Source organism: Methanoculleus sp. UBA303, assembly GCA_002501655.1.
Taxonomy (GTDB): domain Archaea; phylum Halobacteriota; class Methanomicrobia; order Methanomicrobiales; family Methanoculleaceae; genus Methanoculleus.
This window is the reverse complement of the sequence record DANY01000035.1, coordinates 1-25,565: the sequence shown is the minus strand read 5'-3', so window position 1 is coordinate 25,565 and position 25,565 is coordinate 1. Positions and strand designations below refer to the sequence as shown.

Here is a 25,565-nt window from a genome sequence, read left to right as displayed (position 1 = left end):
TCACCCTTGCTTGCTCTGCGCGCTGACGAAGCTGATCGCCGGCGTGCGGATGGTCTGTTCACCCTGCCGTATCGCGGACCGTATCCGGACCAGCCGCTTGTTCGGCCCCGGAACTGAACCCTTGATCAGCACGTAGGGACCACGCACAAGGCCGTAGTGGAGGAACCCACCTGCCGGGGTTATGTCGTCACCGTTCTCGCCAATCTTTAAGATACGCTTGTTGAACTCGGTGCGCTGCTGGTAGCCCATCTGGCCCGACTGCGGGACCTGCCACCGGACATGGTGCGGGTGCCACGGACCGAGGTTGCCGATGTGGCGCTTCTTGCCGCCGCGGGAGTGTTTCCCCTTCCGGACCTGGACGCCCCAGCGCTTGACGGGGCCTTCTGTGCCCTTACCGGTGGTGACGGCGGTCACGTCAACGAATTCGCCGACCTCGAGGTTACCGGAGATCGTAATCTCTTTCCCGAGGATTCCGGCGGCGTAGGCGATCTGGTCGTCGAGGCTTCCGCCGGCGATCCGCATCTCCATCAGGTCAGGGACCTTCTTCGGGACGCCGGTGAGTTCCATGGGCCGGGTGTAGGCCAGAGCGTAGAGTTCCGCGACCCTGCCTTCGCCGATTGCGTTTCTGATGGTCTCAAGAGCGGCGGCGGTATCATGGTTCTTCGGGACATTAATGCGGCGGGACAACTCCTCATCGAGGTCGGTTGTCCAGGCCTCGGTCAGCGCGTGCCTTCCGTAGGTATCCTCGCTGTATGCGCGCACGCCTGCCACCCGCATGGGCGGGATCTCAACCACGGTCACCGGCACCATCACGTCCTTGCCTTCGGTGGGGCTGCTCTTGTGGTCATCCACCATGATGACGTGGGTCATCCCCACCTTGTACCCTGCAAATCCCTGCACGGCCGGGGCTCCCGTGTACTCCGGCCATGAGCCGTACCGGGGGACCGGGCTCTTTGCCCGTTTTCTCGGGCTGTACGCGAGGGATCCTCTGCGTGGCCTGTTAATCTTCGGCATGTTTCAATCAACCCTTCATGCGTTGTAGTGTGATGCACCGACTGCAGGCCTGCTGCAAAACGGTGCGTGCGCCGAATCCCATGCCGGACATACCGGCATGATCGGTCTTCTGGCGAACCCATACCGGGCTGGACATCGAACACCCCAACGATTTCGCCGGGGTGTGATGGGAAACAGTTGATGGAGGCAGCGGGGCGTGGAGGTCGGGGAGACATTCGTCTCCCTTCGTGCATTCCGATCGCTCTTCGCTGCCGGCCCGGGTGCACCGGGTGCGTTCCAGTCGTCGCCAATAGATCCTGACTCTTTGACGTTTCCAGGAAGAGATATCCCGGAACCGGGCGCGCTGCACTGGCGTTGGCCCAACGTCTCGATCAGATCCAGCTCCTGTCATCCCGTTGTGACGAGCACAACTCCATATCGACATCGGCCCTCCATACGGAGGGTTCGACCTTCGCTTTGTCTGGTACCTTCTGCACTATCCTGCCGCGGGTCTCTGATCCGCGTATGTTGCGAGATCAGAGAGATTCCGGGGATCGGAGGCACATGATGTGCCGGCACCCCCCCGAATTCAGGCGGGACTGTGCAGAGCGGTTTCTTAAACATTGCTTAAAATGAGATATAAACCTTGTTATCAGATTTCCCGGGAATTTGCGCCAAACTCAAATTTACTGCAGGCGCGACACCAGTTCCCCGAACTGAACGGTTGGCTGGATGAACGAAGGGCTGCGAGGACCCCGTTGCCGGCAAACAACCGGGAGACTCCCTTCTGCAGGGCTCCCGCTCCGCCACGAGACCCGCGCGGTGCGCACCCCTGTGCGCGATCCGACCCCGAAACACGGGCGCACTGATGTGACCCGCCCGCGCGGGTGCGCGCTCCTCGACGACCTCTACGTCAAGGCGTGGGGGGCTCATATGACCCCCGCGCGGGTGCGCGCTCCCGGAATCGCTTCATCCGAAGTACAGGTCGCCATCATTGTTGATGTAGATCTCAACATCCTCGCGGACCTGCCTGCTCCTGAACCGGTCGGGGTTAGCGTCCCTAAGCCTGTTAATGAGCGATATTGTGTCATACTTGACCTTTACCCCCATCTTCTCGGCTTCAGCATAGATGATATCGGGAGCCTTGAGCAGATCGAGGCCGCTCTGAAGCGTGCAGAGGTGCGCAGCGTCGAGCGTGTAGAGGAACTCGAGTGTCTCACGGGCGCGCGATATATTTTCGAGAGCAGCCTTCTCAATGGTGCAGACGTTTGCCTTTGAGGTATGGATAATCTCTGCAATCTGTTGTTGCGTCAGCCCTTTCTTCCGGTAGCGCAGGACTTCTTTCTGGCGATCGGTAAGCAGACCTTGTTTCATCAACCATATATGGACCTGTTAAATTTAAACACTTTTCCTTAACTCACCCTCCTTCAGACGAATTTTTCCGGGCCATTTCAAAACGTTTATATGAGAACTTGGCAATACTATCGTGTTCTCAAATTTTGAGAGGTGTTTAAAGTGGTTGTTAAAGTAGGAATTGCGAAACTGGGAAATATCGCCAGTGGTGTCATGGGCGAACTTCTCCTCGATGAGCGTGCCGACCGTGAGGATATCATCACCTTCATGGCAACCTCCGGGACGAAACTGCAGCCTGAGGACATCGAGCGTGTGGTCAGCAACATGAAGGCATGGGGTCCAGACTTCTGTATCGTCGTCTCCCCGAACGGCATCCTTCCCGGACCCACCAAGGCCCGTGAGGACCTCGCAGCGGCTGGAATTCCCTGCGTCGTCATCACCGACGATGTCACCACCAAGAAGGAGCAGTTCGAAGCGCTCAAGGCGAGCAACTTCGGCTACATCATCATGAAGGCCGACGCCATGATCGGCGCCCGCCGTGAGTTCCTCGATCCCATCGAGATGGCGGACTACAACGGGAACCTCGTCAAGGTGCTCGCCCTCACCGGCGCGTTCCGCAAGATGCAGATGGAACTCGACAAGGTGATCGACCAGGTAAAGGCAGGCAAGAAGGGCGCGGACCTTGCGCTCCCGAAGGTCGTCATGACCTCCGACAAGGCAGTCGACGGCGAGTTCAGCAACCCCTACGCGCTCGCGAAGGCCCGTGCCGCCTACGAGATCGCGCAGGCGGTTGCAGGCGTCAACGTCAAGGGCTGCTTCATGACGAAGGAATGGGAGAAGTACATCCCGATCGTCGCGAGCGCTCACGAGATGATGCGCCAGGCCATGATCCTCTGCGAGGAGGCACGCGACCTTGAGAAGGGCATGGATGCGGTCATCCGGAAGCCCCACAAGAAGACCGGCGAGATCGTCTCCAAGACGAAGCTCATCAGCAAGCCTGAGTAAATCCAACACCACTTATCTTTTTTCACAGTCGTCATCGGACTGAATGCTGCTACGGTAAGGCATCCCGTGCGGCGTTATGGCCCCCTCCCAGGAAGACGGAAGCGCCCGGGCGAGGTCGTCGGATGTATGCGTGAGCCCGGCCGGCCCGGAGCCGGGTCGGGAGACCCCGATCCCCGGCCCGCTCCTCAGAAAGGGTCTACTACCGGGGCCCCGGGAAAAGGATGGTAGCCGGGAGGTGCGGAGAATTACTTCCCGCCCCGGAAGAGGGTGCCCAGGTCTTCAGGGAGCGTCAGGATGACCGGTTCCAGGTGCAGCCGCTCCATGAACGCCGAGTCGCACATCGAGAGACTGTTCGGGTTTAACCGCGCAATGAGGGCGCAGAAAACCCGGTGGCCCCGCCCAGCATTTTTGGGGGCATCAAAGAAGATCGAGGCGTTAAAGGCATGTGTGCCGAGGCTCCGGTAGAAAGTGATGACCCGGAGAATCCCATCGGCCAGCGGCTCGACATATGGTCCGAGTTCGGCAAGTGTCGATATCGGGAGGATCCCCCGCACTTCCCGCTCGCCGAGAGGGACGGGGTTTGCCGACCAGAAGATCTCGTTCTCGAAGAGGAATCTGCCGGAGCAACGCTCGTGCTCCATCAGGTCGTCCCAGTAGAGGCGGCCGTGGTCGGCGAGGTACCTGCGGCCGGCGGAGAGGTAGAGGTCCGCGAGGTGGGTGGGCTCCGGATCGGCGATACCCTGTAGGTGCGGGTGGACGATGCTCGCACCGGCTGAGGGGAGGTAGTTCCAGTTGATGCTCGCGTATCCTGGAGACCGGGACAGGGCTTCTGCCGTGCCGGATATAGCATCGGCGAGACACCGGACGTCGAACCGGCCGGCCGCGTGGTCGGGCGTGATCACCGTGACCACATGATGCTCGGCGAACGGGTAGAGGTTCGGGAACGTCACGCTCTTCCCGCACCGAAGACGGCTACCGTCCTCGAACGTCGGGGTGGAGGTGTCTATGGCATCGGGGCAGAACGGACAGCCGTCACGGTATGAGGGCATGGCAGGAGCGGTGTCGATCTGCCGTTCGACCCGGGCGGGGCTGATCCGGCAACGGATACCGGTGAGGGACTCCCGGCGGTACTGGAGGATCCCCCGTTCGGTCCGGATCTCATGGATGGTGAACATAGCCCTTCATACTCCGATTGGCGCGCCGACTGTATAAAACCCTGTCCGGATTGCCGGAGATCGAGACCGAAGGCTCCGGCGGGGCGTGAAGCGCCCGTGAGAGGGATACCTGCGGGCCCATCCGCACGAGTTATTCGGCGGTGCCGTTCGAGACAAAAAAGTGATGAGTGTTTTCCTGCCTTACACAATGTACTTGCCGAGCAGGCGGATGGAGGTGGTCATGTCGGGGCCGAGGGGCGAGCCGAAGATGATCTGGGTAACTCCAGCCTTTGCGAGGTCTTCGCACTTCTGCTTGACGGTGTCGGGGGTTCCGGCGATGGTGAAGGCGTCGATCTCTTTGTCGCCGACGAGTCCACCGACGGTCTTGAAGTCAAAGCGTCCGAGGGCTTCCTTGATCTTCGCGACGTTGGCGAGGTCGAGGCCGTGGCGCTGCAGGAGCGCGGGCGGGGAGCCGGCGGCGATGAATGCGGCGACAATCTTTGCGGCGTTCCGGGCCTTCTTCTCGTCGTTGTCGATGGACATGGCGGTGTAGGCGCCGACATCGAACTTCTTCTTGCCGACCTTCTCCATCGCCTGCTTGATGATCGGGATGGCGACGTCGAAGTCCTTGGGGTTCGAGGCGTTGATAAGGGCGCCGTCACCGACCTCGCCGGCGAGTTCGAGCACCTTGGGTCCCTGGGCACCGATGTAGACCGGGATGCCCTTCTTGCCGGGCAGGGTGACACCGGTCAGCTTGGCGCCGTCGTAGTCGAAGAAATCCATCTTGCCGCTCTTCTTGACCTCCTCGCCGGCGAGGAGTTTCCGGATCTGCTCGACGCCTTCCCTCAGGTGGCCGACGGGCTTGACGGGGTCGATGGCGAGCTTCGGGAGCGTCGAGAGGTCGCCGGGTCCGATACCGAGGACGGCACGTCCATCGGAGATCTCGTTTAAGGTAGCCATGAAGGATGCGATGGCTGCCGGGGTGTCGGTGAACGTGTTCATGATACCGGGTCCCATCTTGATCGAGTCGGTATTCGCCGCGATCATGGCGAGGGTCGGGTAGGCATGACGGTTGTTGTAGTGGTTGGTGATCCAAGCGTAGTCGATATCCTTAGACTCTGCAAGCTTGGTGTAATTCACCACCTGCTTGACATTGATTGCTCCGGGCACAAATTCAATTCCATATGTAGTCAAGGCTATACACCTCATTGAGTAGTTACGTGCAGGGAGTTAAATATATTACCATTTTGTGCTCGCCAAACGACACGCACCGCACAGGTAGTGCAAAACGGAAGGGTGTAACGGGTTCCCCAGGGCATCCGGGGAATTTCCTCTCTTATCTCGCAGCGGGCTCCTGCGAGAGGAAACTAAAACGGAAGGTTCAAATACGTTGCTTTTATGAGCGGGTGCGCTCCCGGCCCCGGGGATGTACAGAAATGTATATGTCCGTCCGCCCACATACTCATCAGTAGTTTCGGGGATATGCGCGCTTTTTTCCAGCGGCAATGGTCACTCCGAGCATGCTAAGGTTCAGGACAGGGAGTATACATGCGAGTGCTGGCGATCGGGTTGGGTGGCGCCGGATCACGAGTTGTGGATAACCTCTACGACCACGACCGGCGAAGCAAAGTCTGCTGCATGAGTGTGGTAGCAATTGACATCGACCCGAACTCTCTTGTGCAGCTCCGATACCTCCCGGACCCCGCGAGGGTCTTCTTTCCGCGGATCGATGTCATGGACCCCGACGACATCACGAACGTGATCGATATCGAGGAGGTGATGACCCGGATCCAGGGTATGGATACGATGGAGATCGACGCCATCCTGCTCTGTTGCGGGCTCGGGGGCAACGTCATCGATATCGTGCCGCTCATCACGGACGAACTCCGGAAGTCCTACGTGGAGCCGATCTTCGCTCTCGCCATCCTGCCGTGCCTGAACGAGGGGAAGCGAATATCAGCCAAGGCCGCCGACGACCTCGATATGCTCCAGGAACTTGCCGATGCCGTCATCCTCTTCGACAACGAGACCTGGTCGCAGAAGATCAGGGCGGCCGCAGCTGCGGGCGAGAGGGAGAACACCGGCATCATGGACCAGCTACGCCGGGACCCGCTCTCCCGGGAACTCAACCCAAAGACCCACTACAGTATGCTCAACGAGCGGATCGCTCGCCAGATCGGTCTCCTCCTTCGCGCAGGCGAGTTCAACGAGTCCGGGATCGATGCCGCTGAGGTCGTCCTGGATGCCGGAGAGGTTCTCAACACCCTGAAAGGGAACGGTTTCGTCGCGGTCGGCTACGCTGCCGAGCGCCTGCCGACCGGGGGGTGGCTGGACTTCATCTACCGGCGGAGGTCGCTGAAGTATTTCATACAGGGCTCCCAGGAGAAGGCGGCCCGGATAGTCTCGCTCGCCAAGAAAGCAGTCTACGAAGAGATATCGGTCCCCTGCGACCTCACAAGCGCCGACAAGGCGCTGGTGCTGATCGCGGGGCCTTCGGCCGAGCTCTCGATGAAGGGGTTTCAGACCGTCAGGAAGTGGATCGACCGAAACATTGCCGGTCTCGAGATGCGGTCCGGCGACTACCCGGTGAAGAACACATCGTTTGTCGGGATCATCATCGTGCTCTCGGGGCTCGCGAACGTCCCCCGCGTCGAGGATCTCCAGGAGATCCGGGCCGAGTACAGGCTTGAATGCGAGGAAGAAGCACTGAAGGCTGAAGAGGAGGAGCGGCTGCGCGAGGAGGCAACCCGGGCAGCTGAGACCGGGGTTCCGGGAGAGGAAGATGCCCCGGAGTTCGCCTCCCCCTTTGAGTCAGCGTATCTGGAAGAGAGTGGCTATATGGCAGAACCGTCTACAGCAGAGAAGGATGAGATGATTACACTCCCGGGCAGCGGCAAGAGCGGTTCGAGGAGCAGGGACGACACCATCGATATGCTCCCGAGAGCCGGGAAGAACCAGGACGACGGAGCCGTCATCCTTCCCCCGAAGCAGGGGGGGAGAGAGATTGACCTCACCGGGTCCGCCTCGGTCACCTCGTCTATGCCTGCACCGAAGAACTCCGTCTTTGGTCCGAAGGGGATCAGTATCGAGAAGACCGCCCCGAAAGACGATGCGGTGCTCTACTCCGCATCCATACAGCCAGTGCAGCGCCCGAACGACGGGCCGCTCGCCGGTGACACGGTCACACTCGACCGCGGGATGCGGCGGCCGAGCGACGGCATCCTCGATGAGCCCGGCCTCCACATGCGCGAGGCGGCCCCCGCACCGAAGGATAGCCTGCTGGACCAGACCGGCCGGGGGTTCGGCCGCGGGGGCCCCCGCCCGAAGGAGGTTGACCCCTCGCGCGGGAGGCTCGCTGTGATCGACGCGACCGAACGATCAAAGAGCCGAAAAGATGAGGAGAAGAAACCGGAAGGCGACACGGACGATGGCGGGATCACCTGGATCCGGTAGCGTCCGCTATTTTTTCGAACGGTATGGTCCCGGCGCCGATATCGGTTCTGACGACGTAGCCCTTCTCAATTGCGTTTCCCACCATGTTCATACCGGAAAACGCGACGACGGATAGCCGGTAGGGATGCTCTGGGAGGTTGAACTCCCCGATGCCTCCTCCGGCGGGGAAGCTGAACCCGCACTCCGCCATCAGGCCGGCGGCCTCCTCCACCTGACCCCGCGCGGCCGCAGGCACCGCACGGACGTTTGCGAGCACCACACCGGCCCGAGACGTCACCAGTCGGTTGATCGAGGTGAGTCCGGCGGATATGAAGAGATGGAGCGGGTCGACCGACGTCCCCCGGTAGCCGATGAGGTCGAGGAACCCGGCAGAACCGCCTTCGTCGACGGCAATCCTGCCGGCATACTCAAGCCTCGCCGGTATACCCATCTTCTGGAGGACGCCGTCCAGGGTGACGCTGCAGGCCGTCATGATCCCGACCTGGCCGTCGGGTATGCGGGGATCTGAATCGACGATCCGGTAGGTGTCGAGGAGCCCGTAGCCAGCTTCGGCCACCTCATCGAAGGCTGCTGTGACACCCGGAAGGTCCTCCTCCCGCACGAAGGAGAGGTTGTAGGCGACGTTTCCCGTGCCGGCCACCGGGTCGAAAGTGCTCTGGAACGCGAGCCGCTCGAGCCTCGATATGATGAAGCCGATCCGCTCGTCGACGAGGGCGCTCTCGCTCTCTGCGGTCCCCGCCTCGGTGAGGATGCGTCCCCGGTTCCCGACCTTCTCCGTAAACCCCATCTCGTCGAGGTACTGGAGGTAGTACTGGACGGCGCGGTCGCTCAAGACAAAACCCCGCTCGGCCATCCTCTCGCTCAACCTCTTCGCACCCAGGGGTTCGTGTGACTCTGCAAGGATCCGCAGGATCTCAAGATATTTCCGTTCCGAACGTATGGCTGGGCTCATCGTGTCTGCACCGCGCCAACACTATCCTGATACCTGCCCTGGTAGAGCCGGTCGCCGTTCTGCACTTCCTGGAGGATCATCTGCACGATTCGGTCGCCTTTCGCAAGGTGGATCTCCTCCGTGCCGGCGTTCGTCAGGCAGAGGGTCAGCTGCCCGCGGAACCCCGGATCTACGAACCCGCCGCCGAGGAGGACGCCCCGGCGGGCGAGCGAGGAGCGGCACCGGAGGGTTGCCGCAAGGTCGGCGGGGAGTTCCACCCGCTCGATTGAGGGGACGAGGGTGCACGCGCCGTGCGGGAGCGCGGTCTCCTGGGCTGCTCTGAGATCGTAGGATGCGGGCTGCTGGGATGCGCTGTGGTACGGCTCGATGACGAGATCGCCGTCCTCGCGCCTGCGAATGATTTCGCTGGATGAGAGGATCATTGTATAGTGTACTGACATAAAAACGCTTAATAACTTATGATAGAAACCCATAAGGGGACTCATGGGGTAGGGGACATCCTTTTGGGCTTCGAACCCAAGGACGCGGGTTCAATTCCCGCTGAGTCCGTCATTCTTTTCGTGCAGCCAAAAAAATTATGCGATCCGGATATACGCTTTCTTCCATTCTCCGACCCGGATCGAGGGGAAGAGCACTCTCGCATCGGGCGCGTCGTCCGCTGAGGCGCGTACCCGGACCCGGTACTCCCCGGGCGGGAGGTCCCGGAGATCAAGGGTGGCGACGCCCCCGGTCGCGGTGCTGCCGGCGGTCCGGGTGTCGAACCATACCCAGGAGAGGCCGCCGTCGTTTGAGTACTCCGCAGTCTCGGTCACGGTTCCCGCCCCGGTGTACGCGAGGTCCCAGGCGGCGGTGAGGAACTCCAGCGCCGGTTCTGCGCAGGTGTAGCGCGGGTTTGAAAGCGTGAGCATTTCAGAGCCGAGGCCCGTGTTGGTGAGGTCCGGCACGGCCGTGATGAAGGTGTCGGGGAGGTCGAGTGCGGCCGTCCCGTCGTTGAAGCGTATCTTTGATGCGGGCCCGAAGACGTTGATGTTGCCGTCGGTGAGTACTTTGAGACGGAACGTCGCCTCCCAGACCTGATCGAGGTGGACGGTGCCGACCTCGAAGCTCAGGGTGTGGTCGTCGTTCCAGTCGTCGGTCTGGTTGATGGTCCTGTCATGGATGATCGTATAGTTTCCCGTCTCGTTGTCAACCCAGCTCTCGATGGTGGTCGATATATTCGCCTTGTGGATGTAGGCAAATACGTCCCCTCCCGCCCGGTCTTCGTCGTTGACCCGGATCGTGCCGAAGTCGAGGGCCACCCGGGTATCGACGCCGGCCTCGGTCTTGAGCTCGCCGGCGATACGCTTGTAGATATCGGTGAGTTCTTCGCCGCTCCCGGCATGCTCATAGAACCCGCCGGTTGAGGTCGCGAGTATACGCATCGTCTCGTTGACCGTTGGACTGGGTTTATAGGCAAACGTGATGGTATAGAGTTTCACACCGTTGTCGCTGGCAAACCGGGACATGTTCTGGTTGGTGAACTCGCCGTCGGTGCATTTCAAATATGTCTCTCCGCGCTTCTTTTTGAGGGTTCCACCAAGACCATCGTAATACCGATAGTTATCCGGTTCTAATTTGCTGCCACTGAATGTGTAGGCCCAACTTGCATTTTCAGGATACCCCGTCCCGTGCCCAATCGGGCTTCCATCATAGTTCCAGTCGCCGTCGGTCATGATGACCACGGCTTTGACGGCGCCGGATTGCTTCTGGTTCTTCTGCATGAGTATTGCCTCGTAGATTGCCTGCCGCAACTGGGTTGCGCCGTTCGCTGAAAGAGCGTTGATCTTTCTCTTCACTCTAGTGAAATTGTTTGTCAAATCCATCTCTTTTGACGTCTCAGAGGCAAACGAGATCAGGCCCACCCGGTCCCGGTCAGGGTCCATCTGGCCGATGAAGGTAGACGCCGCGTTTTTCGCTGCCGCTATTCTCCCCCCCGAATTATCCTGGGAACCATCAATAGCCCAATTCATACTCCCAGACTTATCTATCACCAGCACCACATCGATCGGGTCCGGCTGCATTGCATACCCATCCCCCGTCAGCTGGATGGTGACGTCGACCGTATTGTTCACCGCAACCGTCTGGTTGGAGACATTCGTCTTCACGGAGAGGTAGGGGTAGTTCACCCAGGTCAGGAGAATATCCTGGCTGACATCCCCCCACGTCGCCCAGACGGTCGCCGTGCCCTTTGCGGCGGCCTGCTCTCCCGCCTTCGGCCGGGCAAACGACCCGGGGCTGAACCGGACGATGGCGTACCCGTCCTCACCGGTCGTGGCGGTTGCCACGTTCTGCCCCTCCTCCTCAAGATAGGGAGCCCCGGTCGGGGTAGATCCACCGAGATCGATCGAATCGGTATCGATGGTGAACGTCACCGTCTCCCCCGCGACCGGGTTCCCCTTGACATCGATCACCTTGGCCCGGAGTTCCGAGACGGTGCCATCCTTGACATCCCGGCTCGGCATCGACTGCGGGCTTGCCGAGAGAAGCATGTTCACCGGGTCGGTATGGATGAACTCGACGACCTTTGATGCGGTCACGCTCGCGTTGTCCACGGCCGTCGCGGTTATGGTGATCCTGCCGGTGCTGTCCTTCGGGCCGTAGGTGAGGCAGGCGACGCCGGTGCCGTTCGTTGTCAGGACTGCGCCTTCACCCGCGATCGACGTGACGACCTGGAGGTCGCGGCCTGCCGCCGGGTTGCCCCAGGCGTCAAAGAGCCTGTAGGTCAGGGTGAAGGTTTTCTCCCCGGTCGCGGGCTGGTAAGGGAATGGATCGGCATCCGGGCTGACCGAGATATCGATTCCGGCGGGAAGCCCGGTGGGCAGTCCGCGGACGGAGGCATAGCGATCGAAGCCTCCCGGGAGGACGGTCATCCGGACGATGTTCTCACCGGCGGTGCGGCCGGTCACAAGGTCCGCCCGGACAAAACCCGTGGCGTTGATTGTCCGTTCAAGTTCACGCACCGGCACCCCCCCATCGCCGATGAAGACGGCATCGTCACCGACCGAACCGACACTGAAGCGCACGGTCTCGGCGACCCTCCGATCGTCCACCGGATTGCCGTGCCGGTCGGCAAGCCCTACGGTGATCGTGGTGCCGTCGCCCGCGGTCACTTCGCCGTCATAGTGGAGGTATGCGATGCGGGAGGGCAGGTCATGGTCGATCTTCTGTTCAAACCGCGCCTCCACCGCCCCGGCACGAGCGGTTATCACGGCGACGCCGCTCGTCCGGTTGGTGGTGAACGTGGCGACGGCGGTCCTGGACGCACCGGTGGAGACGGTCGCCGGTGCCAGGCGACCGAAGGCCGGGTCGACATCGAGCGCCACGGTGCGGTTGGCGAGCGGCGCCCCGCCCCCATCAAGCACCTGCACGGCTATTTCAGCCGAGTCGGTCCCGTTTGCCACCAGCCAGTCGGCACCGCCCGAGAGGATGATCCACCCGGGGCCGGCCGCACTCACTGCAGGAACGATCAGGCCGAGCAGGATCATGAGGATGATTAATTTTTGAAAATTCATGCTGAGATCAGAGTGCCCTGATCCCGCACCATATATATAATTATTTTCATTTGATCCTGATTTGGCAGGGGCACGTTAAACCCACGAATGTCGCCCGGATGGGCAACACATAGGATTATTGAAGATAATTTCAACCAATATTACAGCACAGCCATCACACTCTGCCACACAACAATCATATAGACATTCTTTGCCTTATTTTTGATGCATACAGAACTGTTAAAAAAAGCAAAAATAATCTCTGTTGCCAGATTAATGGAGAATTTACGGATTTAATTAAAAATAACTTCACCGGGCAGCGTGAGGTGCTCCGTCGGGTATAAATATCGGCTTGTGCGGATAAAGGGGAGGGCGCCCGGGCCGAGGTCGGCCTCCTGGCCTGCAGCCGGGAGGCCGCAGGAGAGACGGTCCGGGGGTACCCCTGCCGCAGGGCGATCACTGGAGCCGGATATAATTCTCCTGCTGGTTCCCGACCAGAATATGCCTGCAGATCTCCCAGGCATCCGGCGCATCCGATGCGGTGGCGTAGACCCTGACCACGTATTCACCCGGGGAGAGGGCCCGGACGTCGAAGCAGGCCTCCATCGGGCTTACCCCCGGGGGAGATGTTCGGGTGCCAAGCGAGACCCAGGTGTATCCGCCATCGCCCGAGCAGGAGATCGCCTGCACAGCCTCCGCCGTCCCGGTGTAGTTCAGGTCCCAGGCGAGGGTAAGGAACTCGGTGGCCGGGGACGTGCAGTCGAGGTTGGTGACGCTGAGCGACCGGGCGTCCATGGTGGTGTTCTCTTCACCAAACACCGTGATGTAGACCCGGGGCAACGGCACCCGATCGTGGTCGTTGAAGGTGATAGTCGCACCATCCCCAAAGAGGCCGATCGTGCCCTCGGCGAGGACCCGGAGCCGGAAGGTCGCTTCCCAGGTCTGGTTGAGACGGATGGTGCCAATATCGAAGTGAAGTTGTTTGTCCCGTTTCCAGTCGTTGATCTGGTTAATGGTATCATCATAGAGGACGTTGGTTCTGGTCTTGTTAAGAATATGGGTGGAAACCCCGGGCTCGGGGACGTAGTCGAAGATCAGCTCACCGGGGACGGGAGCGCTGTTCACCTCCACACTCTCGAAGGCGATGTCCATGGCAGTGTCGACACCGGCTTCGGTCATGAGCCTTTTAGCGATCGCTTCAAACGCCTGCTCGAGCATAACATGGTTGCTGGCAAAGAAGTACTCGCCACCGGACTCATCCGCCAGGAGGCGGGGAACATCCTCCTGCGCCTGGGACCCACTTCCCGTATAGTAGATCGGGAAGATCTGGATACCCTTACTCGCCGCATACTTTGCCAGATTCTGCTGCCCCCCGAGGTCATCGAACGGAATGTAATTCGTCGAATCCGGTCCGCAACTCTCCGGGTCAGTAACCACAGATCCTCCGGCATCCGGCCCGAAGGGGCTACCATAATAACTGTACCGGCTCTGCATCAGGACGACGATCGCTCGCACGGAGTCCTCGCTAGTTGGGGGGGTTCCCTCCAGCGTTTTTATCGCCTTGTACAACCCGTAGCGGAGCGGAGCGCTCGGATTACCCTCTTTACTGTTCTTCATCGGCACTACATTCCATAGGGAGTCGTGGATGGCAGGGGAGTTCCCCGGGGCCAGATCGTTCCGGAGATCGGCATAATCGTTGTACCAGATCTTGCCGTTCCCAGGATAGTGTTCCCGAACATAATCAGCATCATCACTTGGATTCCCATCATCCCCCGCACCCTTGACCCAGGTATACTCCTTGGATTCGCTCCTCAGTTTCAGGATATCGACTTTGTTGCCTGCATATGGCGGGCATGTGGGTTTGTCGCCGTACAGCATGAGGCCAACACGGTTATTCTGCCAGCGGCCGATATCGGTATCTATATACCAGGTGAAGTTTTCGGCTGCGGCACGGGCATAGATCATCCGGTCATGCATACCACCCTCATCATTCAGGAGCATCCCCTCTCCCCGATCAAGGAGGATGACCACGTCGACGGGCGCATACCGGGGGATTGCCCAGCCGTCGCCCTTTAGCCTGATGGTGACATCGATTGTGTCGTTCACCGTAACCGTCTCCGGAGTGACATTCGTTGTGACGGCGAGGTAGGGGTAGTTCACCCACGTGAGGGCGACAGAGCGCCTGATTTCCTTCCATGCCGCGACGACCTTGCAGGTGCCGGTCGCGGTCGGACTGTAACCAGGGGCACGGTACTCGGTGGTGAACGCGCCGGGGGTGAACTCTACGGCCGCGATGCCGTGTGTATCGGTGGTGGCAGTCTCCCCGGAGAGCAACGGAGCCGCGGTTTGGTTAAAGCAGTTGTCCACGGCGACATCTTGTATCGAGAACCCGACCACCTCTCCTTCGACCGGGTTGCCGTACTGGTCGACAACCTTCGCCCGTATGACTATCGGGGCAGAGCCGAGCACGTCTCGGCTCGGCATCGCCTCGGGGCAGGTGGAGAGGAGGAGGTTCGTCGGTTCGCTGCTGACAAATGCAAGCGGCTGTGAGCGAGTAGCGGAGGTGTTGTCAACGGCAGTCGCCGTGATGGTGACACCGCCGGTCGTCTCCCGCGGACCGTAACTGACCTGTGCCTGACCATAGGTGTTCGTCGTCACCCGCGTCTCCCCGTCATCGCTCATGTTTGTGGTGATCGCGAGCACCCGTCCGCAGGACGGATTCCCGTACTCGTCGAGGAGCGTGTAGGTGATGAGGAACCGGCTTGACCCGTCGGCAATGACACCAGGGGGGTTTCCCCTGGGCTGGACGTCGACCTCGATCGCACAGGGCTCCCCGCTTGCCACGCTGCGTATCGTCAGATAACGGTCGGGCAGCGGCTCGGGCAGGCTGACCAGGACGATGTTTTCGCCCGGGAGCGTGTCGACCCTGAGTGTTATGGTGGCGTTCCCGGCCGCGTCCACCCTGACCGCCTCCAGGGCACCATTGAATGCCGCGGCGCCCGAGGGGGAGCCCACGATGAAGCCCACTGTCTCAGCCTCCCGCCGACTGTCCACCGGGTTGCCAAACCGGTCGACCATCCGGACGGCGATCTCTGTCATCCCCCCGGCGGTCACCTCCGGCTCGTACCAGATGTTTTCGATCCGGGAGGGGGCCGCGTGGTCGATCTGCTGCAGAAACGTCTCCTCCCGCACCAGCACAGCCTCCCCATCATCGTATGAGACGGTCACCGTGATCGGGGCGGCCCCGGCGGTGGTCCGGGGAGTGAAGACTGCAGTTGCCATGCCGGTGGCGTCGGTCGTGATGACGGCGGGCGTGATGCTCCCGAAGGTGTCGTCCACCGCGAACTCAACCGTGGCCCCCCCAAACCGGGTGCTCCCAGAGGTGCTGTTCGTGACCTGGGCCGTGATGGTCGCGGCGTCGCCGCTCCCCGCCGTCAGCCATTCACGGTTTGTGCTGATCGTAACCGTATCGGGTACCAGGGCGCCGGCCGGGACCGCAAGGAGGAGCAGCCCGGCGATGACTATGTACGCGCACATCCATCTCCGCATATGTCTTCGCAGGGGGACATTTGCATGAAACTGTATATAAATATAGCTTATTAATTAGAACATATTTACAGCATTAAAACGAATTCTGAAAGTTATAATTCCCTATTTTGAAATAATATTTGATTATCAGGCTTTTTTATGAACGGGCATCACTGCGGCCCGGGGCACGCGGCGGGGTTCGTTTCCCCCACGAGAAAGAACCGTTCCCCGGTTCACAGGACGCCAGTTGCAGAAACAGTTAACGCGAGGAGAGGCGCCCGGCCCGGGCCACGGGGAGGACGGCCGGAACGACATTCCACTAAAGATAAGCGGCAGGAGTCCGAACGATCCGGCAAAAGTGCCCTGCGGGTAACAGTTGACTCATCCGCCGGGGGAGCGACCGGCCGCCGGGTTCCCGGGGGGCAGGGCGGTATGCCGGGCTGATCCGCCCGGCAACAAAAAGGGAGGGGAGTTCACCCGATCTTGATATGGGAACGCGATGGGTCCTTAATGTGGGCCCACAGACTGGTCGTATTGTCGTCTTCGGCGCCGCGGGCCGAGGCGGCCACTGTTATCCAGTATTGTCCCGGCGCGAGATCCCTGACGTCCATCATGGTCGAGTCCGTTATCATAGTATCCTCACCTGCAAATGTTCCGGCGGGCAGGGTCTTTACGAAGAAGGTGGACGGCGACTGTCCGTCTTCATACCGCGAGTAGGCAAGGGATACGTCGACTTCCTGGGCGCCGTTGTAGTTGATAACCCATGTCAACGGGACGACGTCAACGAATGGTCCGGGACCCGGTTCCGGGGTAAATTCAACAACGATGGGCGATATGATCCCGGTGTTGTCGATATCGACACCCGTGATGTATGTGTCAGGGAGGATCAGTCCCTCTCCACCGCCGTCGAACGCGATGACCGAGTTGCTGAGGGATTCGTTGAAGATGTTGATGTTGCCGGTCTTGTTTACCTTGAGGCGGAAGGTCGCCTCCCAGGTCTGACCGAGACGCACGGTGCCGATGTCGAAGTGGAGTTGTTTGTCCTGCTTCCAGCCGTCGCCGTCGGTCTGGTCGATGGTACCATTATAGAGGACGGTGCCGGCTCCGGTCTGGTTATGGATATGGGTGGAGACCCCGTCCTTGTAGACGTAGTCGAAGACCAGGTCGCCGGGGACCGGGTTGGTGTTCACCTCGACGTTCTCGAAGTTGAGGTTCATCGTGGTGTTGACACCGGCCTCTGCCTTGAGCTCGCCGGCGATCTCGGTGTAGATCCTGGCAAGGTCGCCGCCGGTGTCGGCATGGTAGTGTTTCCCGCCGGTCGCCTCTGCAAGGATGTCCATCGTCTCCCATGTGGTATTGCCCTCCTCGATCTCGTCAGTGAACGATATCATGTACAGCCGGACGTTGTTCTTCTTCGCGTAGACGGACATGTTCTGGCTGGTGTGCAGACAGGCGCCGTTAACCCAGACTTCCCCTATCCCAAGCAGAGACTCCCTAAGATCCCAGAAGTACTTATAGTCCATCTGGGCCCTCTTCCACAGCATACTGTCTTCTGGAAGAACTTCAGCCCAAGGAGGAATCGCACTAAGATAAAACCCCGTACCCCGGGCAAGCGGATCGCCGTAGCAATTGTACTCACCGTCGGACATCAGGATCACGGCACGCACGGCATTGGGGTTCGCATCCCCCGCGGTCCGATTCATCTCCCAGATAGAGTCGCGCAACGCTTTCCGCGTGGCGGTAAATATCCCTGATTCAAGGTCCTCAATAAGATCGTCCACAGTGCTGCTCACGTCCAAAAAATTGCCCGTCAGGGGCAGATTACGGGTGGTGTAGCCGCTATACGAAACCAGGCCGATCCTATCCTGCTCGGGGTTCATCTCCGCTACGAAGGTCTTTGCCGCATTCTTTGCCGCAGCCATCCTCGTCGTATTCGTGCCTTCATCCTTCTGATTCATACTCCATGACCGGTCAATCGCCAGCACCACATCAACCGGGTTCGACTGAAGCATACTCCCGTCGCCCTTCAGCCGGATCGTGACATTGACCCCCTCGCCTTTCGCAACCGTCCGGTTGGAGACCTCCGTCTCCACCGAGAGGTACGGATAGTTCTTCCAGGTCAAGACGACATCTCGGGTGACGCTGATGCCCCGGGTGACATTTCCCCACGTCGCCCGGACGGTCGCATTGCCGGTCGCAGCGGCGTCCCAGCCCGGCGCCTTCCGATCGGTGAACGCGCCCGGGCGGAACTTGACGATAGCAGACCCATCGGAATTGGTGATGGCGAACCCCGTCTCCAGTACCTGATCCACAGTCTGGTTATAGGGTGCGGAGCGGTTCGAGACAATTTCAAACGTCACCGTCTCGCCCGCGACCGGGTTCCCCCTGATATCGATCACCTTTGCCCGGAGTTCTGAGACAGAGTTCGCGTTCGCATCCCGGCTCGGCATCGACCGGGGGCTTGCGGAGATTACCATATCTACCGGTTCGGTGCTGGCGAACTCCACCTCGGTCGAGTCACTCACGCTCGCATTCGCGGCGGCCGTTGCAGTGATGGTCACGACGCCGGCGGACGCCTCAGGCCCGTAGGTGACCCACACCTCCCCACCGGAACTCGAGTTGATGAGCTTCGACTGCCCCTGTAACCCTGAAGAGTTCACCCAGAGGCCCTGGCCCCCTGCAGGGTTTCCGTACGCGTCGGTCAGCACATACATCAATGTTACCGTATCCTCCCCATTGGCCGAGGCCGTGGCATCTTCCGGGAAGACCGACCGTGTTATACCCGCCGGCACGCCGTCCGCCGCACCACGAATGGTGATATACTCACCCCTGATGGGCGCCGGCGGCTGGATATAGACGATATTCTCCCCCGTCACCGTGTCGACACGGAGTGTTGCAGTGGCGTTCCCGTTCTCATCCACCGGCACCGTGATCTCATCCCTACCGTTGGCGAACACCGCCCCTCCCCCGGGCGAGCCCACCACGAAGGTCAGGTTCTCAGTCTCAGAGGGGACATTCAGGGCGTCTTCCCGCTTGCTGTCCACCACGTTCCCGTACCGGTCCACCATCCGGACGATGATCTTCGCCTCCCCCCCGGCGGTCACCTTCGGGGAGTACCATGTGTTGTTGATCTGATACGGCGTCGCATGGTCAATGTGCAGGTCGGTGTAGTTTATCACGGACGCATCCAGCGCCATCCTCGCCGTGACGTTCACATCCCCGCTCCGTATCCCGTACCTGAAGACCGCCGTCGCTCTTCCATCATCAGAACCGGTCTCCGCATGCGCGGGGGATATGCTCCCGAGGGTGTTATTCACTACAAAATCAACGCCAACACTCTCGAACGAGGTGCTGCCGGAGGTGCTGCTAGTTTCGTCGGAGGTGCTGCTATTGACCCACGCCGTGACGGTCGCCGTATCCCCGCCCCCCGCCGTCACCCACACGGGAACCGTGCCGACCACGATATCATCTGGTATCAGCGCCCCGGCCGGGACCGCAAAAAAGAGCAGCCCCATCGCCATGAACGCATACGTCCATACTTTCATACTCCACCGTACCTGCACCTGATACACCCGAACATATAAAGGTTGTCAATGAAATCCGCAATCCGGAGGGCTCCGTTTTGCCACAGAGCAATAATATCCACGCGGATTGAAAAAAATTCGGCAGGAGAGACCGTCTGCCAAATAAAAAGTATTAATAGGCTCTGATCCTGAAAAAATCCGTTCCGCCGGGAGAAAAATCTGTCGTCGAACTTCCGGGAAACCCTGCTCCCGGAGGGGCCAGCCCCCGGGAAAAAGAGTGGGCCAGGTACCCCTACAGCCGGCCCCGCCCGAGAGACCGGCCCCGACCTGTCCCGGCATTCCGGCGCCGCACCACAACGACCGCCGCAAGGATGACCACAGCAACAACCCCGACGCCGGCCACAAGCACCCAGACATTGAAGGTCTGCTCCATGGCGAGCGGGACCGTGAACTCGGTCGTGCCGAGCGGGATCTCGGCATCGACCGAGATGTTCTCGTAGCCGTCGCGGGTGGCGGTGACGGCATACACCTTGTTCGTAACGAGCGCCGTATTGAAGCATCCCAGGCCGTCGGTCACCCCGACGACCTGGCCGTCGATGACGACGATCGCATCGGCAACCGCCTTCCGGTCGGGGCCCTCTGCGCGGATTGTCACGCTCGCCCGGTCATACTTCAGCTCGGCGACAATATCCTCACCCTTGCCGGAGATCTGGCGCGTCTCGGTCCAGTCCCCGTACCCAGGCGCCCGCACCACGATCTCGTAGGTGCCCGCGTGGAGGTCGGAGATCGTGAACCGGCCGTACGCATTGGTCTTGCCCTTGAGCGTCCCGTTGAGGAAGACCTCCGCCCCCGCAATCGGCTTCATCGCCTCGTCGAACGCCGTTATCGAGACAGGGTATGCCGACTTCGAGAGGTGCACCAGGATGAGCACATTGTCCGCATCAAGGTAGCGCTCTTCCTGGTAAGGCTGGTAGTCCGGCGCCGTGACCTTGAGAGAATACCTCTTCTCCCGCTGCAGGTGGAGCGTCAGCCTGCCATCGGCATCGGTCACCCCGGCGCGCGCGCTGTCGACAACGACCTCCGCGCCTCCAAGGGGAGTAGAGGTCTCGCTGTCCCGGACCTGGATTGCCAGGAGGTCGCTCGAAAAGAGCCAGTACTGGACGACCCTGCCGCTGCTCTCCATCTGCACGGTCTTTGAGAGGTCGGAGTAACCCGACGCGCGGATCTCGACATTGTAGAGCGTATCCCCCCTCACCGAGAACGCCGCGCTCCCGGCGCTGCCAGTAGTCCCCGAACTCGAGACCCCATCGCCCTTGATCTCCACCCGGGCACCAACAACCGGCCGCAGGGTTCCCGCATCGTAGAGCTCGAATGTGAGGGTTTCATCCTTGCAGGCCATATCGACCTGGATGCGAGTTCTATCAGCATCGACGTACTCCGTCCAGTCCCGGTACCCTTTCCGAACGACTTTCAGGCGCAGATCCTTCTTCCCTGAATGGACATAGGAGTAGGTGCCGTCCGATGCAGTACTGCCCACGTACTCACCGTCGATGTATACGGATGCGTCGGCAAGCGAGTTGCCGTTCTTCTCATCGGCCACGTTGATCCCCAGGGTGACGGCCTGCGCCGTGCAGCAGAGGAGGAGACAGGAGGTGAGGAGGGCTATGATGAGACGATGTTTCAACATGCTGGAGTGTACTGCGGCCAAAAATTTGAGTGCATCGGTTTACACCCAGCGTTCGGGTGGGATACGCTCAAGGACCATCCCCTCCACGACCACCGGCATAAGCACCCTGCCGACCTCGATTGCGCGTTCGAGCCGCCATTCCCGCTCGGCGTAGATGGTGAAGATGGGATCGCCCTTCCTGACCCGGGTCCCTTTCTTTGCGTGGATGTCAAGCCCCGCGCCGTGGTCGTAGGGTGAACCCGCGAGCCGGGCGAGCGTCACGAGCGCGCTGTTGTTCAGCTCGATGACGTAGCCGTCCTGCGGCGCTCTTACGACGAACTGGTAGTCTCCGGGAACGATATCCTCGGCCTTCACCGTCGGGTCGCCACCCTGGATCTCGATGATCTGCCGCATCTTCTCGAGGGCCTTACCGTTCCGAAGGAGGTTCCCCGCCACCTCAGCCCCCTGACCGTAGGCTGCCTTTCCGGCCATCTCGAGCGCAATCCCGGCGATCGAGAGGCTCTTCAGGATTAAGGAGTTCGGTTCGGTCGCCCCTTCGAGGACGGCGAGTGCCTCACGCACCTCAAGGTTCGGGCCGATCGTGTGGCCGACGAGCGACTCCCCGTAGCTCAGCGCGCACTCGACCCGCATGCCGAGCCGCTCACCGAGTTCGATGAACTCCCGGGCGAGTTTTCGCCCTTCCTGTGCCGTCGCGATCTTGGTGTTCCGGCCGACCGGGATATCGATGACCACGATGTCGGCGCCGACGGCGAACTTCTTGGCCATGACGCTCGCGATCATCTGGCCCCGGGCGTCGATCCGGAGCGGGTACTCGTAGGTGATGATCTTATCGTCAGCCGGGGCGATGTTCGTGGCCCCGCCCCAGACAATGACGCCGCCGACCTTCTCGGTCATCTGCTGGACTTCGAGCGCCGAGAACGAGACGGGGGCGAGGACCTCCATGAGGTCTGCGGTCCCGCCGGCGCCGGTGATGGCGCGGGAACTGGTCTTTGGGATCGGGAGGCCGCTCGCGGCGATGATCGGCGCGATCAGGAGGGTGATCTTGTTTCCGGGCACACCCCCAATGGAGTGCTTGTCGACGACAGGGTGCCGGGTGAAGTGGAGGCGCTCCCCAGTATCGACCATGGCCCGTGTCAGGTACTCCACCTCGTCCATATCAAGGCCGTTGATGTAGGATGCGGTGACGTAGGCGGTGATCTCGCCCGGCGAGAGGGTGTCGCTGACGATATCCCTGACGATATCCAGAGTCTCGTCTTTGGCCAGCCTTCCTCCGTCCATCTTCTTCTTGATGTGCGAGAGGGATGCCGGCCGCTCGGCGCCCCGGACCTCGACGGATGTTCCCTCGTCGACGGCGAGCGCGGCGTTCAGCGGCCGGTAGACCCCGATGGCGCCCGGCTCGATGAGCGAGCCGGTGGTATCGACATGGGCCTGGGCGCTCTTTCCCGTCGCTTCGTCGGCGATCTGAACGCGGTCGCCGTCGCGGATCCGCATGGTCCGTGCGTCGGTGCTGTGGAGGAGGACCCCCCGGTTTGCTATGTCGAGCAGTTTTACGGTCAGTTTCATACGCGTAACCCCATCCTGGTTGAAATTGAGGCTTTGTACTACTTAAGGGCGGCTGATCGGGGGTGGAGGGGACCGGGAGAGCCCGGCCGTTCGATTGCAGCGTGGGCACAGCTGGTCCTGCGCCCGGGGGCCAGAACCATTACGCGGCGTCCGGTGCGGCGGTCAGGGCGCCTCCGGGCGGTAGCCATGGAAGAAGGGAGAGAGGTGGTTCTATTTTCATACGCGCTCATAAACCCGCAGGAACTCTTCCCGCGGAATTCCCGCCTGTGTGCAGATGCTCCGCAGGGTCGAACCTTTAAGTTTAGGGTGATTCGGCATCGTGAGCGGCGTCGTTGTGCCGTCCGGACCGTTGCGAACAAGCGAAATGTGGTTACCCGTCCTTATGACTACAAACCCGAACGCCTCCAGCGTCTTCAGCACCTTCCGCTGGGGCGCATCGTGCGGAAACTTCATCTAAACAGCGACTTCGGCAACGAAGGTCTCCATGATGTCGTTGTTCTCGAACGCACCATTTCCAAAGGTTTCTATATGGAACTGTATGGCAGATTTCACTTCGGCAAGGGCTTCTTCGTAGGTATCCCCCTCGGCAATGACGATACCCTTCAGCCCCAGGGGGTAAGCGACATAGCCATCAGGGTGCTTCTCGACGATGATCTTCAGGACTTTCATGAATTCACCTCACCCATATTCGATCGGGGTGGGACGATCAGTGTGGTATTCGACCTGATTGGCAATATACTTTAGCCCGGTCATCCGTTGGCGAAACTCCATTCTTCTCCGGGTCATGGTGCAGGTATCAAATGTGGTCACGGGTAATAACTTATGGGACGCAGTGGAAGGTCGAAGGATTCTTCACCAGTATCAAACAGATTTTTGGAAAGAGGAGGACAGGTGATGTCCCGGAGAGTCTGCTGAGCATTGTCGTTGTGCAGGAGCCCGAAGTTCTCGTTCGGTTTGGATTGGACATAGTCGCTGTACTCCTTGAAAGGAAAGTCCTTCTTCCGGGTAAATAGGAGGTAGGATCCAATGAGCACTTCAACCATTGTGGTGAGAACCGGCCGGATCCCCTGAAGGATCCTTCTGTTTTCTTTGTGCGTTGCATAGTGCTGCCGGACGTTGTACAATCCTACGTTGTACAAGCTCTTGGCATGGTACGCGAGCGCATCAATGATCCGATACGTCTTCTTTGGAAGGGGCAGGTAGTTGCTGACGACTCGTAGTGCCATTACCTCCGTTCTCTAACTCTCATCAGCCATTAGGAATAGCCGCGTGGGGTGAAAGTGTACGGACCAGGGGGTGCAATTCAGAGCCCCACGGCTCAAGCCGGGGGCTTTCTTGCACCCCGAAAACCCCGGATCTGTAAGCGATACGTAGGCGAATAACCCCTCGATCTGCCGGAACCTTCACACCGTCCGGAGCGCCGCCCGCCGTTTCCCTCCGCTTCAGTGGGGCACTGGCATGCCCTCAACTTTTATTGATGGGTAAGAGCAATTGTGAATTAGGACGTAGATATGAAAGTCTATTCGGACGTTTGCTGTCTGTGTCGGCCGTTTGACGACCAAAGATCTCATCGTATCAGGATGGAGGCAGAGGCCGTGATCGCAGTCCTCAATGGATGCATAGGAGGTTGGAAACTGGTTGCGAGTGAAGCGATCAAATACGAAATTGCTAAAATTCCGGGTGAAGAGAGGAGGAGATCCGTCGAGAACCTTCTGCAATTTACACAGGAGCGGATTATGATCGATGAGACGATCGTGAACCGTGCCCGAACGTTCTATGAGATAGGCGTTGATGCATTTGATGCTCTGCACCTTGCATCTGCCGAGAGTGCCGGCGCTGTGTTTCTCACAACCGATGACGCCCTCATAAAAGTTATTATGAAGCACGTGGACAAGATCTCTATCGAAGTACACAATCCTGTAGAGTGGCTCATGGAGGTGACAGCCAATGGAAGTAAAGACGCTCAATGAGATCAGGATCCAGGGATTCGAAGTGCTGGTAAAGAATCTCGGACCTGCAGATGCGATAAGGTTCATCCAGAGTTATTCCCACGGGAGCGGGGATTATACGAAAGAGCGCAAAACCTGGCTCAAGGAGGATCTCGATACGGTTGTTGCAGGGATCCTGGAGCGCCGGAAGAAGGAAGATCGTACCTGAGGTTGTGCCCGCTCCGGGTGCCAGGGACTGCGGGTCCTGCGTCAGGCGGCGCTCTGCTGTTCTCCACCAGCCCCGCCGCCCGATAGTGAAGCGCAGATGGGGAAAAGCATATGCCCTGCGTGGATATACGCTGATTGTAACCAGAACAAAGGCTCAAGCGACCAGAATGGCAGGTGTGTCGAGTGCGGCGAACGGTATACTTTGAGGAAAAATACGGGGTTACTGAGGTCGTGTCCGTTTTTCCATCGCTGAAACCTCAGGAAATCTTAACGGGGGGGGTGCGATCACCATAAAGTACACCTAAGTTAACAATTATGATAAGATCGGTGTACCAAATGAAGAAGGCGAGAGATGGCAAATGGCAATTGAGATCCTGAAGTCCATCGCCCGCAATGGACAGGTATTCACATCATCGAGTCATCGAAAAGATTGAGGGCTATACCCAGGGAGGGGAGGAAGCGTTCATCTCTTCGGGCAAGGAGACCCCCTGCGCAAGCGGGGGGAGGAATTGCCCCCTCCATACTGTTTTTGTGTCCTCGAGTCGATACACTGTGTACTAGCGCACTGACGCTGACTCCTGAAGAGGAGGTTTCAACCACACTACTACTTGCGTATGATGTGCGCTGCCGGGTGGGGAGCAAGTCACTGGCGTCAGGTTAAGGTCAG

The 25,565-nt window shown here is 59.9% G+C and carries 18 protein-coding genes and 1 tRNA gene; 5 read left to right on the top strand and 14 right to left on the bottom strand.

Annotated features, from left to right (window positions below):
* Together BP846_RS08380 and BP846_RS08375 are read right to left on the bottom strand one after the other, a co-directional pair.
* Positions 1 to 1,014 carry a 50S ribosomal protein L3 gene (locus BP846_RS08380; protein ID WP_292394349.1) on the bottom strand — a complete coding sequence of 338 codons (1,014 nt, stop codon included), beginning with the start codon at positions 1,012 to 1,014 and terminating at the stop codon, positions 1 to 3.
* A 948-nt stretch (positions 1,015 to 1,962) separates the two neighbouring features.
* Positions 1,963 to 2,367, bottom strand: coding sequence for a Tfx family DNA-binding protein (locus BP846_RS08375; RefSeq protein ID WP_292394347.1), 405 nt, complete (start codon positions 2,365 to 2,367; stop codon positions 1,963 to 1,965).
* 141 nt (positions 2,368 to 2,508) lie between these two features.
* Here BP846_RS08375 and BP846_RS08370 point away from each other — a divergent pair, with 141 nt between their 5' ends.
* Positions 2,509 to 3,351, top strand: coding sequence for a F420-dependent methylenetetrahydromethanopterin dehydrogenase (locus BP846_RS08370; protein WP_292394345.1), 843 nt, complete (start codon positions 2,509 to 2,511; stop codon positions 3,349 to 3,351).
* Between the two features lie 245 nt (positions 3,352 to 3,596).
* On the opposite strand, the gene BP846_RS08365 is transcribed toward BP846_RS08370, so the two are convergent.
* Positions 3,597 to 4,526, bottom strand: coding sequence for a galactose-1-phosphate uridylyltransferase (locus BP846_RS08365; RefSeq protein WP_292394343.1), 930 nt, complete (start codon positions 4,524 to 4,526; stop codon positions 3,597 to 3,599).
* A gap of 180 nt (positions 4,527 to 4,706) precedes the next feature.
* Complete coding sequence (locus tag BP846_RS08360; protein ID WP_292394342.1) at positions 4,707 to 5,714, bottom strand: 5,10-methylenetetrahydromethanopterin reductase; 1,008 nt, start codon at positions 5,712 to 5,714, stop codon at positions 4,707 to 4,709.
* A gap of 339 nt (positions 5,715 to 6,053) precedes the next feature.
* Here BP846_RS08360 and BP846_RS08355 point away from each other — a divergent pair, with 339 nt between their 5' ends.
* Positions 6,054 to 7,958 carry a tubulin/FtsZ family protein gene (locus BP846_RS08355; protein WP_292394340.1) on the top strand — a complete coding sequence of 635 codons (1,905 nt, stop codon included), beginning with the start codon at positions 6,054 to 6,056 and terminating at the stop codon, positions 7,956 to 7,958.
* Here the strand turns inward: BP846_RS08355 and BP846_RS08350 are convergent.
* Together BP846_RS08350 and BP846_RS08345 are read right to left on the bottom strand one after the other, a co-directional pair.
* The gene (locus BP846_RS08350; RefSeq protein ID WP_292394338.1) at positions 7,942 to 8,910 is read right to left on the bottom strand and encodes a DUF128 domain-containing protein; all 969 of its coding nucleotides are present in this window, start codon (positions 8,908 to 8,910) and stop codon (positions 7,942 to 7,944) included. The two genes, BP846_RS08355 and BP846_RS08350, sit on opposite strands and share 17 nt — an antisense overlap.
* Positions 8,907 to 9,332 carry a dCTP deaminase gene (locus BP846_RS08345; protein ID WP_292394336.1) on the bottom strand — a complete coding sequence of 142 codons (426 nt, stop codon included), beginning with the start codon at positions 9,330 to 9,332 and terminating at the stop codon, positions 8,907 to 8,909. Before BP846_RS08345 ends, BP846_RS08350 begins: the two co-directional genes overlap by 4 nt.
* A 55-nt stretch (positions 9,333 to 9,387) precedes the next feature.
* Between BP846_RS08345 and BP846_RS08340 the strand changes: the two genes are divergently transcribed.
* A tRNA-Arg gene (locus tag BP846_RS08340) sits at positions 9,388 to 9,459 on the top strand.
* A 26-nt stretch (positions 9,460 to 9,485) separates the two neighbouring features.
* Here BP846_RS08340 and BP846_RS08335 read toward each other — a convergent pair.
* The 8 genes from BP846_RS08335 to BP846_RS08300 form a co-directional block, all read right to left on the bottom strand.
* A complete protein-coding gene (locus BP846_RS08335; RefSeq protein WP_292394334.1) occupies positions 9,486 to 12,461 on the bottom strand; it encodes a VWA domain-containing protein in 2,976 nt (991 codons plus the stop codon).
* A gap of 435 nt (positions 12,462 to 12,896) precedes the next feature.
* Entirely contained in the window at positions 12,897 to 15,977 is a 3,081-nt protein-coding gene (locus BP846_RS08330) for a hypothetical protein (RefSeq protein ID WP_292394332.1), read from the bottom strand.
* Between the two features lie 464 nt (positions 15,978 to 16,441).
* Complete coding sequence (locus tag BP846_RS08325; RefSeq protein ID WP_292394330.1) at positions 16,442 to 19,513, bottom strand: VWA domain-containing protein; 3,072 nt, start codon at positions 19,511 to 19,513, stop codon at positions 16,442 to 16,444.
* 271 nt (positions 19,514 to 19,784) lie between these two features.
* Entirely contained in the window at positions 19,785 to 21,179 is a 1,395-nt protein-coding gene (locus BP846_RS08320) for a carboxypeptidase regulatory-like domain-containing protein (RefSeq protein WP_292394328.1), read from the bottom strand.
* A 39-nt stretch (positions 21,180 to 21,218) separates the two neighbouring features.
* On the bottom strand, positions 21,219 to 22,742 hold the full coding sequence (locus BP846_RS08315) for an AMP phosphorylase (protein ID WP_292394326.1): 1,524 nt from the start codon (positions 22,740 to 22,742) through the stop codon (positions 21,219 to 21,221).
* Between the two features lie 216 nt (positions 22,743 to 22,958).
* On the bottom strand, positions 22,959 to 23,195 hold the full coding sequence (locus BP846_RS08310) for a type II toxin-antitoxin system HicA family toxin (RefSeq protein ID WP_292394324.1): 237 nt from the start codon (positions 23,193 to 23,195) through the stop codon (positions 22,959 to 22,961).
* A complete protein-coding gene (locus BP846_RS08305; protein ID WP_292394322.1) occupies positions 23,196 to 23,411 on the bottom strand; it encodes a type II toxin-antitoxin system HicB family antitoxin in 216 nt (71 codons plus the stop codon). It lies immediately after the preceding gene.
* Between the two features lie 137 nt (positions 23,412 to 23,548).
* Entirely contained in the window at positions 23,549 to 23,968 is a 420-nt protein-coding gene (locus BP846_RS08300) for a hypothetical protein (protein ID WP_292394320.1), read from the bottom strand.
* Positions 23,969 to 24,322: 354 nt separating this feature from the next.
* On the opposite strand from BP846_RS08300, the gene BP846_RS08295 reads away from it, so the two are divergent.
* Together BP846_RS08295 and BP846_RS08290 are read left to right on the top strand one after the other, a co-directional pair.
* Positions 24,323 to 24,712: a PIN domain-containing protein gene (locus tag BP846_RS08295; protein ID WP_292394318.1), complete on the top strand. Its 390-nt coding sequence runs from the start codon at positions 24,323 to 24,325 to the stop codon at positions 24,710 to 24,712.
* Positions 24,690 to 24,899, top strand: a complete 210-nt coding sequence (locus BP846_RS08290) for a hypothetical protein (RefSeq protein WP_292394316.1) — start codon at positions 24,690 to 24,692, stop codon at positions 24,897 to 24,899. The genes BP846_RS08295 and BP846_RS08290 overlap by 23 nt, the downstream gene beginning before the upstream one ends.
* Positions 24,900 to 25,565: the final 666 nt, after the last annotated feature.